Origin of the sequence: Inediibacterium massiliense (genome assembly GCF_001282725.1) — a bacterium.
Lineage (GTDB): Bacteria > Bacillota > Clostridia > Peptostreptococcales > Thermotaleaceae > Anaerophilus > Anaerophilus massiliensis.
The window spans coordinates 103244-116669 of record NZ_LN876583.1 but is presented as its reverse complement, the minus strand read 5'-3'; the positions used below and the strand labels follow the sequence as shown (position 1 = coordinate 116669).

Annotated in this window: 11 protein-coding genes; all 11 read left to right on the top strand. The window is 31.9% G+C overall.

The genetic code is table 11. The annotated features are described in order from the left end of the window. The first annotated feature begins 9 nt into the window (after positions 1–9). The gene (gene ypeB / locus BN2409_RS00905) at positions 10–1374 is read left to right on the top strand and encodes a germination protein YpeB (protein ID WP_053954781.1); all 1365 of its coding nucleotides are present in this window, start codon (positions 10–12) and stop codon (positions 1372–1374) included. Between the two features lie 392 nt (positions 1375–1766). Further along, complete coding sequence (locus BN2409_RS00900) at positions 1767–2831, top strand: D-alanine--D-alanine ligase (protein WP_053954780.1); 1065 nt, start codon at positions 1767–1769, stop codon at positions 2829–2831. A 13-nt stretch (positions 2832–2844) separates the two neighbouring features. Further along, complete coding sequence (locus BN2409_RS00895; RefSeq protein WP_053954779.1) at positions 2845–3261, top strand: YwiB family protein; 417 nt, start codon at positions 2845–2847, stop codon at positions 3259–3261. 22 nt (positions 3262–3283) lie between these two features. Next, positions 3284–4018: a DALR anticodon-binding domain-containing protein gene (locus BN2409_RS00890; RefSeq protein ID WP_110942863.1), complete on the top strand. Its 735-nt coding sequence runs from the start codon at positions 3284–3286 to the stop codon at positions 4016–4018. Positions 4019–4108: 90 nt separating this feature from the next. Further along, positions 4109–5500 carry a sigma-54 interaction domain-containing protein gene (locus BN2409_RS00885; RefSeq protein ID WP_053954777.1) on the top strand — a complete coding sequence of 464 codons (1392 nt, stop codon included), beginning with the start codon at positions 4109–4111 and terminating at the stop codon, positions 5498–5500. Between the two features lie 295 nt (positions 5501–5795). After that, the gene (gene kdd / locus BN2409_RS00880) at positions 5796–6833 is read left to right on the top strand and encodes an L-erythro-3,5-diaminohexanoate dehydrogenase (protein ID WP_053954776.1); all 1038 of its coding nucleotides are present in this window, start codon (positions 5796–5798) and stop codon (positions 6831–6833) included. 117 nt (positions 6834–6950) lie between these two features. Then, positions 6951–8204 (top strand): lysine 2,3-aminomutase, encoded by a 1254-nt coding sequence (gene kamA, locus BN2409_RS00875; RefSeq protein ID WP_053954775.1) that lies wholly within the window; start codon positions 6951–6953, stop codon positions 8202–8204. A gap of 75 nt (positions 8205–8279) precedes the next feature. Next, positions 8280–9314 (top strand): lysine 5,6-aminomutase reactivase subunit KamB, encoded by a 1035-nt coding sequence (kamB, locus tag BN2409_RS00870; protein ID WP_053954774.1) that lies wholly within the window; start codon positions 8280–8282, stop codon positions 9312–9314. Positions 9315–9316: 2 nt separating this feature from the next. After that, positions 9317–10948 carry a lysine 5,6-aminomutase reactivase ATPase KamC gene (kamC, locus tag BN2409_RS00865; RefSeq protein WP_053954773.1) on the top strand — a complete coding sequence of 544 codons (1632 nt, stop codon included), beginning with the start codon at positions 9317–9319 and terminating at the stop codon, positions 10946–10948. Positions 10949–11021: 73 nt separating this feature from the next. Next, complete coding sequence (gene kamD / locus BN2409_RS00860) at positions 11022–12578, top strand: lysine 5,6-aminomutase subunit alpha (RefSeq protein ID WP_053954772.1); 1557 nt, start codon at positions 11022–11024, stop codon at positions 12576–12578. After that, a complete protein-coding gene (gene kamE / locus BN2409_RS00855) occupies positions 12578–13348 on the top strand; it encodes a lysine 5,6-aminomutase subunit beta (RefSeq protein WP_053954771.1) in 771 nt (256 codons plus the stop codon). The genes kamD and kamE overlap by 1 nt, the downstream gene beginning before the upstream one ends. The last annotated feature ends 78 nt before the right edge of the window (positions 13349–13426 follow it).

Here is a 13426-nt window from a genome sequence, read left to right as displayed (position 1 = left end):
GGTAGATGAATGAAAAGATTTATTCTTCCCCTTATTCTTGCTGTAGCTTTGATTGGAACAGGTATATGGGGATATAATCAACAAGCAGAAAAAAAAGAATATTATACTTTTTTAGATAATCAATTTCAAAGAATGTATTATGATTTAATGGGAAGTGTAGAGACCATTACTACAGATTTATCCAAACTCATTGTTTCTTCTCAGAAAAAAGAAAATATAGTTTTGTATTCAGATATATGGCAAAATGCATACAATGCCCAAGAAAAATTATCACAACTTCCTATTCGACATGGAGATATTACAAAGACTGAAAAATTTTTAAGTCAATTGGGAGACTATACTTTTGCTATGGCCAAGAGAAGTATTAATAATGAAGTTTTGGGAGAAAAGGAAATTAATAATTTAGAACAACTTCATAATTATGCACTAGATCTTTCAAAGGATTTACATGATCTACAAAAAACAGCTTTAAAAGGTGTGGTTTGGGAAAATGAATTAAGAAAAAAAGGTAGCAAAAAATTGAATCAAGAAGCAGAAGAACAAAATGCTGTTCAGCTTAAATTTAATCAATTTGAAGAAAGAATGGTAAAATACCCGGAACTTATTTATGATGGACCTTTTTCAGAACATGTGATTGAGGGAATGAGACCAAGGCTTAAGGGAAATAAAATTACTCAAAAAGAAGCAGAAAAAAAGGTAATTGCTTTTTTAGGAGGAGGAAAAGTTGATAAAGTAGAAAAAATAACAAATGGACAAGGAAGAATTGATACGTATAGCTTTGAAGTCATTCCTAAAAATCAAAAACAGGGAAAAGGAAATCCTGTATATATTGATATTAGTCAAAGAAATGGATATGTAGCATGGCTTTTAAATAATAGAGAGGTAAAAAAAGCTACCTTATCTCCTGAGCAAGGGATAGAGCATGCATCCAAATTTCTAAATGAAAAAGGATTTTTAAATTTAGTTCCTACTTATACATTACAATATGATGGGGTATTGCTGATTAATTATGTATACAAGCAAGACAATGTACTTATGTATCCAGATTTAGTGAAAGTAAAAATTGCTTTAGACAATGGAGAAATTGTAGGGTTTGATTCCACTCATTTTTTAACTACCAATTACAAAAGAAATATTGAGCCTCCCAAAATGACAAAAGAACAAGCAAGAGAAAAAGTAAATATTCGTGCAAAAGTTGAGAAAGAGCCTAGCCTTTGCATTATTCCTACAAGTTCCTTTGGAGAAATTTATTGTTATGAATTTGAGGCTTCTTATAAGGGTGATCAATTTCTAATATATATTAATGCAGATACAGGAGAGGAAGAAAAGATTTTAAAGGGCATTAAAAGTGAAAAAGGAACACTTATGATATAAAACAGCTAAAATTTTTAGCTGTTTTATTTATGACAAAGTTATAAAATTTGCAAGCTCATGGCGCCAACGAAATCTCTTCATTTCATTCAAGATTTCCGTTGCTTAAAAAACGTCACTCATTTTCAAATTTGGAAAATATAAAGAAACGGTCGAAAATAGCATTACAAACTCGCTATGCTCAAACAGTGTAATGCTAATAATTTTCTTCCTTATTCTGTATTTTCACAAATTCTCAATAAATGTTCCTTATTTTTATAACTTTGGTAAAAATAATTTATAGTAAGTTGAAACATCTAAAATTTTTAGCTGTTTTTTATATAAAATAAATTGATTAATAAAAATGATAAGTATAGAATAGTAATGAATTAAAGAATTAATATGGAGGCTAAAGTATGAATAAAATAAATGTAGCAGTAATATTTGGAGGAAAATCAGGAGAACATGAAGTGTCTTTAATGTCTGCAACTTCTGTAATTAAAGCTATGAACAAAGAAAAATACAATTGTTTTCCTATAGGAATTACAAAAGAAGGCAATTGGATGATATATAATGGACCTATTGAAAAAATTGAGACAGGAGAATGGGAAGAAATATCAAAAAATCAAGGAGAAGAAATTTTTTCTATTATTCCTATGAATGGAAAAAAATCAAAATTAAAAGAAATAGCAGATGTAGTATTCCCAGTCCTTCATGGGCCATTTGGAGAAGATGGTACCATTCAAGGACTACTTGAGATGGCAGACCTTCCATATGTAGGAGCAGGAGTTTTGGCTTCTTCTTTAGGAATGGATAAAATTCTTAGTAAAAAAATATTTGAAAAAGAAGGGCTTCCGGTTGGAAAATATACATTTGTAATGAAATATCAACTAAAAGAAGATATAGATCGATGCATAAAAGAAATTGAAGAAGAATTTTCTTATCCTGTTTTTATTAAACCTGCTAATTTAGGTTCTAGTGTAGGGATTAGTAAAGCCCATAACAGGGAAGAATTAATAAAGGGACTCAATACAGCATCTTTACATGATAGAAAAATTATTATTGAAGCTTATATTCAAGGAAGAGAGATAGAATGTGCTGTTTTGGGAAATGATCATCCAAAAGCATCTGTTTTAGGAGAAATATTACCTTCTCATGAATTTTATGATTATCAAGCAAAATATTCAGACGATCAAAAATCTAGACTTGTTATTCCAGCAGATCTTCCAAAAGAAAAGTCTGATGAAATAAGAAAAATGGCTATATGTGCCTATAAAGCTATAGATGGATCAGGACTTTCAAGAGTAGATTTTTTTGTAGAAAAAGATTCTTTGAAAGTATACATTAATGAAGTGAATACTATGCCAGGATTTACAAAATATAGTATGTATCCTCTTTTATGGGAGGCAACAGGACTTTCTTATGAAAATTTAATTGATGAATTGATAAACCTTGCAATAAAAAGATATAAAGATAGATAGATGAGGTGAACCAATGAAAAATATTATGCTAAGAATAGAAGGCATGCAAATAGATATGGATGGAGAAGAAAACAAAATAGAATTAGTGACAGAAGGAAAACTCTATGAAAAAGAAAATGCAGTTTATTTAGTGTATGAAGAAACGGAAGTATCAGGAATGAAAGGATGTACAACCACTGTAAAACTTTCTCAAGATAAAATTTATATGAAAAGATTTGGAAACTTAAAATCAGAAATTGTATTTGAAAAAGGAAAAAGATATACAACTCTTTATCATACTCCTTATGGAGTCTTTGATATGGAAGTATTAACAAAAGATATGAATTATTCTATTACAGATGCAAAAAAAGGTGGGGTGCAGATAGAGTATTTTATCAATCTAGAAGGAATCACAGAAAGTCAAAACAAACTCAATATTACTATTATGTAATAGAATAATCAATAGAAAGTAGATGAAGATGAACATAATAAAAGATCAAATTAAAAAAATAGTATGCAAAAAATATCAGTATGAAGCATTACCTTTTTCTATTGAAGTAACTATTCCTAAAAAATATTCTCATGGAGACTATACAAGTAATATTGCATTTAAACTTTCTAAAGAGCTTCATAAAGAACCTATAGAAATTGCAAATGAAATTACAAAAGAATTAAAAGATAATTATATTTTTGAAGATATAGTTGTGATCTCTCCAGGATTTATAAATTTTTTTATCAATGCCAATGCTTTATATGAAAAATTGAATCAAAAAAATTTGATGAAAATACCTTTAAAGTTTATAGATGAAGAATATATTCAAAGTTATGTAAAGACTTCTTCTAAAGAAAAAATAGCTTCTATGCAATATGTGCATAGTAGAATTTATTCTATCATAAAAATATTCAAACAAGAGGGAATCAATATGGATGAAAAAATCCATCTAGTAGAATATAAATTTTCATCTTTAGAAAAACAAATTCTAAAAAAAATTTGTATTTATGAAGAAGTGATTCACAAAGATCTAGAAACGATTTTTTTATATGGGATAGATTTAAGTGAACTTTTCTATAAAATAGAAGAAAAAACTTTGTTTAGAAAACTTGAAAAGAATGCACAATATGTTATGCTAAATATAATAGAGTGTATAAGAATAATCATTCAGAAAATATTGCAAGCCTTTTTATTAGATGCACCAGAAAAAATGTAAAAATAAAGCAGCGAGAGCTGCATTTATTTTGGCATAGATGACAAAAAACTGGCATTGCGTGATGAAAATTGGGCGCTGTGAGGTGATGTGATGGAAATGATTTTTTCTAAAAGCAATGTAGAAAAGATTTTAGATTATGTAGAAGAAGGAATACAAATCATTGATGCAAGAGGACGCATAGTTTATTTCAATTGTTCAGCTGCTCAATATGAAGACCTAAAGAGAGAAGAGGCCATAGGAAAACATATCTTAGATGTATATCCTTCTTTAGATCCAGAGACGAGTACTCTTTTAAAAGCCATTGAAACAGGAGTACCTACCTTTGATATTCAACAAAGTTTTTTAAGTTATAAGGGAAATAAGATTACTACGGTGAATTCTTCTTTTCCTATTAAAGCAAGAGGAAAAATAATAGGAGCTATTGAAATTTCTAGAAATATTACGGATGTAAAAGAGCTTTCTGAAAGAGTGATGGTGTTACAAGAACAACTTCTCTATAAAGAAAAAAAAGATCACAAAAGTCAAGATAGTACAACGTTCACTTTTTTGGATATTGTAGGGAAAAGCAAAGAGATTCTAAAGGTTAAAGAATTGGCTTTAAAAGCATCTCAAACTTCTTCTCCAGTTATGATTTATGGAGAAACAGGAACAGGAAAAGAACTGTTTGTACATGCCATTCATGCAAGTAGCCCAAGGAGAAGTAAACCTTTTATTGCTCAAAACTGTGGGGCTTTGCCTGCAAGCTTATTAGAAAGTATATTGTTTGGAACGGTAAAGGGAAGCTTTACAGGAGCGGACAATAGAGCAGGATTATTTGAACTTGCAGATGGAGGAACTTTATTTTTAGATGAAATCAACTCCATGCCTATAGAGCTTCAAGTGAAGCTTTTAAGGGTACTTCAGGATGGAACCATAAGAAGAGTAGGCGATATAAAAACGAGAAAAGTAGATGTAAGAATTGTAACTGCAAGTAATGAAGATCCACTAATAGCAGTAGAACAAAAACGTTTAAGGAGAGACCTTTATTATCGTCTAAACGTAGTCCCTTTAGTACTTCCGCAGCTTAAGGAAAGGGAAGGCGATATACCACTTTTGACCCAATTTTTCATTGGTAAATTTAATTATCAATTAAACAAAAAAGTAGAAAAGATTTCTAATGAAGTATTAAAAGCCTTTGAAAATTATGATTGGCCTGGAAATGTAAGAGAATTAGAACATGTGATAGAAGGCGCTATGAATCTTATGGATGGGGATACGATTACATTAGAATGTTTACCCATGCATTTTGAAAAATATTATAAAAAAAATAGAAAAAAAATAGAAATAGAGGATATTTCTTTAAAAGAAGCTTTAGAAAACTTAGAAAAACACATGATCAAAGATGCTTTAAATAAGTGGGATCAAAATATTAGCCATGCAGCAGATGAATTGAAAATACCAAGACAAACCCTACAATATAAAATAAAAAAGTATAAAATTTAATAGTATCAACAAAATTCCTTGTTTTTCTTCAAATTTTTACTGCTTAAAATTCAGCAGAAACAAATAAAATAGATGTTATTGTATGCAAAAAAAAAGAAAACCTTTTCAAGAATGAAAAAAAGTAAAAAGGGAAAAATAAGATAAATACAGGGGTTTGAAGGTTTATTTTGAGAAAAATATTTAATAAAAAACAAATTGGCATGAAGTTTGCTTATATATTCTCGTGGTATGAATTAAAGGTCAACATGACAAAATATGATATAAAAATACAAATTAAATAAGGGAGGAACTTAAGATGAAAAAAGGATGTCCTTATGGAACACACAGGGTTATAGAGCCAAAAGGAGCTCTTCCACAACCGGCTACAAAAATCGACAATGATATGGAAATTTATGACAACGAGATTTTATTAAATGTTCAAACATTAAATGTTGACTCTGCTAGCTTTACACAAATTAAAGAACAAGCAGGTGGAGACGTAGAAAAAATTAAAGAAATCATGTTAGGAATTGTTGCTGAAAGAGGAAAGCATCAAAACCCAGTAACTGGTTCTGGTGGTATGTTAATCGGAACAGTTGAAAAAATAGGACCTGCTTTAGAAGGTAAAACAGATCTTAAAGTTGGAGATAAGCTTGCTACATTAGTATCTTTATCTTTAACTCCATTAAGAATAGATGAAATTGTAACAGTAAGAAAAGATATCGATCAAGTAGATATTAAAGGAAAAGCAATCTTATTTGAATCAGGAATTTATGCAGTACTTCCAAATGATATTCCAGAAAATCTTGCTTTATCTGCACTTGACGTAGCAGGAGCTCCAGCTCAAACTGCTAAATTAGTAAAACCAGGAGACACTGTATTAGTAATTGGTGGAGCTGGAAAATCAGGAATGCTTTGCTGCTATGAAGCAAAAAGAAGAGCAGGAGTTACTGGTAAAGTAATTTGTTTAGGACATAGCGAAAAAAGCTTAGAAACTGCTAAACGTGCAAAAGTTGCTGATGTATATGTTGCAGCAGATGCTACAAAACCAGTTGAAATGATGGAAAAAATTAAAGAACTTACAGATGGAAAAATGACTGACGTTACAATCAATAACGTAAACGTTCCAAACACTGAAATGTCAAGTATTTTAGCTACTAAAAATGATGGAGTAATTTACTTCTTCAGTATGGCTACAAGCTTTACAAAAGCAGCTCTAGGAGCAGAAGGTGTTGGTTCTGACGTAACAATGATCATGGGTAATGGATATACTAAAGGTCATGCAGAACAAACTCTTCAAATTTTAAGAGAAAGCAAAGAAATTAGAGAAATATACGAAGAATTATATGCATAATAGGGATAACGCATCGCAGCATTTGCTGCGGTGCTTAACCAATAGATAAGTAGGTTTCTGTGTGCAAGGCAGAGAAAACGATTTTCTTTATAATATAATTTAGGGGGTTTTTATAAAATGAGAAATTACAAAGAAATCGAACTATGGAAAGACGTTACAGATGAGCAATGGAACGACTGGAAATGGCAAGTAAAAAACAGAATTACAACATTAGAAGACCTTAAAAAAGTAATTAACCTTACACCAGAAGAAGAAGATGGAATTAGAGAATCTCTAAAAACTTTAAGAATGGGTATTACTCCATATTACGCATCTTTAATGGATGAAAACGATCCACATTGTCCAGTAAGAATGCAAGCAGTGCCTACAATGCTTGAAACTCATAAAGCTGCTGCTGACATGGAAGACCCACTTCATGAAGATGGAGACTCTCCAGCACCAGGACTTACTCACAGATATCCAGATAGAGTACTTCTTCTAATCACTGATATGTGCTCAATGTACTGCCGTCACTGTACAAGAAGAAGATTTGCTGGACAAAATGATGATGCAATGCCACTAGAAAGAATTGACAAAGCTATTGAATATATTAAAAATACTCCACAAGTAAGAGACGTATTATTATCAGGAGGAGACGCATTATTAGTAGATGATGAAACATTAGAATATATCATCAAAAAACTTAGAGCGATCCCACACGTTGAAATCGTAAGAATTGGATCAAGAACTCCTGTTGTAATGCCTCAAAGAATTACACCAGAACTTGTGAATATGCTTAAAAAATATCATCCAATTTGGTTAAATACTCACTTTAACCATTCAAAAGAAATTACTCCTACTGCTGCAAAAGGATTACAATTACTTGCAGATGCTGGTGTTCCTCTAGGAAACCAATCAGTACTTTTAAGAGGAGTAAACGATTGTGTACACGTAATGAGAGAATTAATGCACAACCTTGTTAAAAACAGAGTAAGACCTTACTACATTTATCAATGTGACCTTTCAATGGGTATCGAACACTTCAGAACTCCTGTTTCTAAAGGTATTGAAATCATTGAAGGTTTAAGAGGACATACTTCTGGATATGCAGTACCAACATTTGTTGTTGACGCTCCTGGTGGTGGTGGAAAAACTCCAGTTATGCCACAATATGTAGTGAGTCAATCACCAAGCAAAGTAGTTTTAAGAAACTTCGAAGGAGTTATCACAACTTATTCAGAACCTACTCCATATGAAGATAAATGTCATTGCCCAGTATGTACTGGTGAAAGAAAACACAGAATTACTGGTGTTGCTGGATTACTACAAGGAAATCAAGTTGCTCTTGAGCCAACTGATTTAGACAGAAGAAAAAGAACTCATCATGAGTAAAAATGATTCAGCAGATTATAGTTAGCAGCTTTGCTGCTAACTAACTGCTGTTCATAACTTTGAGGAGGAAAATTTATGCAGCTATTGGATTTAATACTCAACAAATATAAGATTGTTTCAGTTGTAGGAATGTCAAAAAATGCAGGAAAAACAGTAACCTTAAATCAAATTATTGATGAAGCCATGGAAAAGAATATTCGAATAGGATTGACTTCTACAGGAAGAGACGGCGAAAATCAAGATCTTGTTACTCAAACAGAAAAACCTATGATTTATGTAGAAGAAGGAACTTTACTTGCAACTACAGAAGGAACCTTTAAATACACAGAAGCAAAGCTTGAAATATTAGAAGTTACAAATTTTTCAACAGCTATGGGGAAAATTGTAATTGTTCAAGCTAAAACTTCAGGATATGTTCAGATTGCAGGGCCAAATACCAATCGAGAAATCAAAATGGTATGTGATAAACTTTTAACACAAGGGGCAGATCTAGTTGTAGTAGATGGAGCACTAGATCGAATTTCATCTGCTTCCCCATCTATCACAGAGGCTACCATATTGGCAACGGGTGCAGTACTTAGCCGTGATATGAACAAAGTTATAGAAAAGACAATGCATCAGGTACAGTTATTTGCATTGCCACCAGTACAAGATCGTCATATTAGAATCATGGCAGAAGAAATAATAGATAAAAAAGGTTATGCCATTATTGATGAAGAGAAAGAGATGACACCTATTGACATACAAACTGCTCTCAATAGCGGAGAGATCATTGGAAGAGCTATTACAGATGAAACAAGATATGTAGTCATAGGAGGTTCTTTAGTAACAAATACCCTAAAAAAGATTGTTGAAACTACTAGAAAATATAAAAATGTAATTTTTATAGTAAGGGATGCAACAAAAATATTTATCTCTTCAAAAGATTGGATGTTTTTCAAGAAAGTTGGCATTCAAGTACAAGTGATCGATAAAATTGATCCGTTGGCTGTGACAATTAATCCATATGCTCCTCAAGGCTATTATTATGAGCCAGAAGAATTCCTGGCAAATATGCAAAAGTTTTTAAATCCAATTCCTGTTTTTGATGTTGTGTTAGGTGGTGAGTAAAGATGTTTATTTCCGAAAAAGTATTTAAAAATCTAGAGCTTGACTATATTTGGAATAGAATTACGGTATATACTCCTTATGGAGATACTGCTAAAAAAGAGATGACTCCTTATTTAAAAGAAGAAAAATCAAGACTTTTAGAAGAATATGAACGAATTGAAAAAGTAATGGGATTGATTAAAAAGCATAGATATACTTTGGTAGATATGCGAAATATATTCAAACACATTAAGGATTTAAGAGGTTCTTTTAAAAGAATTGAACAAGATGAGGTCTTAAGTACTGTAGAATTATTTGAAATCAAAAGCTTCTTATTTTTGCTTGAACAAATGGATGCAATCATTCAAAAGTTAAATTGGAACGTACCACTAGATTTGAAAATTATGCCTATGCCCAGCCTAATGGATCTACTAGATCCAGAAAAAAATGGTGTCAATACTTTTTATATATATGATACCTATTCAGAAAATTTATCATCTTTAAGAAAAAAAATTAAAGATATGGAAAGTCAAATACAACGTTCTAAAAAACAAGCTAGAGAAGCTGTACAAGAAGAATTGAATATGAAGATAAGACCAAATGGAGAAATATCTGTAAATAAGAGTGATCGTGAAGCAGTAAAGGCTTTAGAAAACTGTTCACGTCTTGTGTATAGTTCAGAAACTTATATGAATATTACTTTTAAAGTCAAACTTGAAGGAAATACAGATGAAATACTTAAATCATTAGAAGAATTAAAATTAAAAGAAGAAGAAGAAGAATTTGTTGTAAGAAGAAGTTTGACTCAATCTTTAAAAAAGGAAATTAAAAATCTTTATAACAATATAAAAGCCATTGGAGCCATGGATCTTTTAATTGCTAAGGGATACTTGGCAATAGGAATGGAAGGTGTAAAGCCTAAAATTTCAGATAAAGAAATTCTTACAATTATAGATGGAAAACATATAAAAGTAGCTGATACTCTTCGAAAACAGGAAAAGGAATTTACCCCTATTTCAGTAAATTTACAAAGTGGTGTGACTTGCATTACAGGTGCCAACATGGGAGGAAAGACCATATCCTTAAAATTAATTGGAGTTTTAAGTGCTATGGCACAATTTGGATTATTTGTTCCTGCAAAAGAGATGACTTTTTCAATAAAGGATTATATCTTTTTCTCTTTAGGAGATTTACAGTCAGTAGATATGGGACTAAGTACCTTTGGGGCAGAAATATTACAAATTAAAAATATTATTGAAAGAGCTCATGAGAGTGGACTTATTTTGATTGATGAGTTAGCTAGGGGAACCAATCCATCTGAAGGATATGCAATTTCTAAAGCATTAATCAATTTCTTGAAAAATAAAGAAACGATCACAGTAATTACTTCTCATTTTGATGGACTTACAGCAGATGATGAAGTTTATCATCTACAAGTAAAAGGCCTTGAAGGAGTAGATTATAGAGCATTAAAAGAAGAAATTGGAAATACCTTAGAAGGTGGAATAGAAGTAGTTCATAAATATATGGACTACAGATTGATAGAAGTGAAAAACAACCATGAAGTACCAAGAGATGCTATTAATATTGCAAGACTTATGGGACTTCAAGAGCATTTATTACAAGATGCGGAAAAACAATTACAAAACTGTTAACGGTTAGCCGTTAGTATTTTGCTTTAGCTAACTGCTAACGGCTAAATGCTAACTAAAAAAAGGAGGAAAAAGAATGCAAAGCAAGTTAAATCTAGACCAAAGCGTTATTGAAAGAGCAAGAAAATCTGCTGAAAAAATCGCAGCAGATACTCAAGTTTTTATTGACAAACATACAACAGTAACAGTAGAAAGAGCTGTTACTAGACTTTTAGGAATAGATGGTGTGGATGAAATTGAAGTACCACTACCAAATGTTGTAGTAGATAACATTAAAGAAGGTGGCGGATTAGGAGCAGGAGCTGCTTACTGGATTGGTAATGCAATGATTCACACTGGAAAAGAACCTCAAGAAATTGCTGAAATGGTTGCAAGAGGAGAACTTGATTTAACAAAAGTTCCTGTAGCTGATGATGCAAAAATCAAAGAAGCCGTTCAAGGAATTGCTGAAAAAATGGTTGAAAGAGTTAGACAAAACAGAGCACAAAGAGATCATTTTTTAGCTACATTAGGAGAAGGTCCAAGACCATACCTATATGTAATCGTTGCAACTGGTAATATCTACGAAGACGTATTACAAGCACAAGCTGCTGCAAAACAAGGAGCAGATATTATCGCTGTAATCAGAACAACAGGACAAAGTTTACTTGACTATGTACCTTATGGACCAACTACTGAAGGTTTCGGGGGAACTTATGCAACACAAGAAAACTTCAGAATCATGAGAAAAGCATTAGATGAAGTTGGACAACAAGTTGGAAAATATATTAGATTATGTAACTACTGTTCAGGACTTTGTATGCCAGAAATTGCAGCTATGGGTGCAATGGAAAGACTAGACGTAATGTTAAATGACGCATTATATGGAATTCTTTTCAGAGATATCAATATCCAAAGAACATTAGTTGACCAATACTTCTCAAGAATTATCAATGGTTTTGCAGGAGTTATCATCAACACTGGAGAAGATAACTACCTAACAACTGCAGATGCAATCGAAGAAGCACATACAGTACTTGCATCTCAATTTATCAACGAACAATTTGCATTAGTTGCTGGACTTCCAGAAGAACAAATGGGACTTGGACATGCATTTGAAATGGATCCACAAACTAAAAATGGTTTCTTATATGAATTAGCACAAGCACAAATGGCAAGAGAAATATTCCCTAACGCGCCACTTAAATACATGCCACCAACAAAATTCATGACAGGAGACATTTACAAAGGTCATATTCAAGATGCACTATTTAACATGGTTGCAATCATGACAAACCAAAGTCTTCAATTATTAGGAATGCTTACAGAAGCAATCCATACTCCATTACTACAAGATAGAGCATTATCTATTGAAAATGCTAAATATGTATTTAACAATGCTAGAGATATTTCTGGTGAAATAGAATTCAAAAAAGATGGAATCATTCAACAAAGAGCACAAGAAGTATTACAAAAAGCTGCTGATTTATTAGAGAACATTGAAGAAGACGGAATGTTTGAAACAATTTCACAAGGTAAATTTGCAGGAATCAGAAGAGCAATAGACGGAGGAAAAGGTCTTGAAGGAGTTACTACAAAAGATCCAAAACACTTCAACCCATTTGTTGAATTAATGCTAGGAGGTGCAAGATAATGTCAACAAACCAATTAGACTTAACTAAAATCAAGCCATATGGAGATACAATGAATGACGGGGTAGTACAATTATGCTTTACCCTTCCAGTTCCTTGTGGAGATGAAGCAAAAGAAGCTGCTAAACGTCTTGCTGCTAAAATGGGACTTGAAGAACCAGCTGTTTCTCATGCAGAGGACCTTGGTGTAGGATATACAATGTTTGTAATGTACGGAAAATGCTCTCATACAATTGACTTTACAACTATTGAAGTACCAAAAGTAGAAGTAACATCTTTTGGTCAAGAAGGTGTAGAAGAATATATTGCAGAAAATATCAAAAGAAAAGTTGTTATCGTAGGAGCTTGTACAGGTACAGATGCTCATACAGTAGGTATTGATGCGATCTTAAATATGAAAGGTTACAACCATCACTTTGGACTTGAAAGATATGAAGGTGTGGATGCATACAACTTAGGAAGCCAAGTGCCAAACGAAGAATTCATTGCAAAAGCAATTGAATTAAATGCAGACGTATTATTAGTATCTCAAGTTGTTACACAAAAAGATGTTCACATCAAAAACCTTACAAATCTAGTAGAGCTTATTGAAGCAGAAGGAATTCGTGACAAAGTAATTCTAATCTGTGGAGGACCTAGAATTAGCCATGAGCTTGCAACAGAATTAGGATTTGATGCAGGTTTTGGTTCTGGATCTTATGCAGATGATGTTGGAACTTTTGCTGTAACTGAGATTGTTAAAAGAGGATTAGTAGATAGAGAAAAATTATAAGAATAAATATAAAAAATACTTAAGGCAAATGCCTTAAGTATTTTTTATGCTCATTTATTATGTTTCTTGTGAAACGGA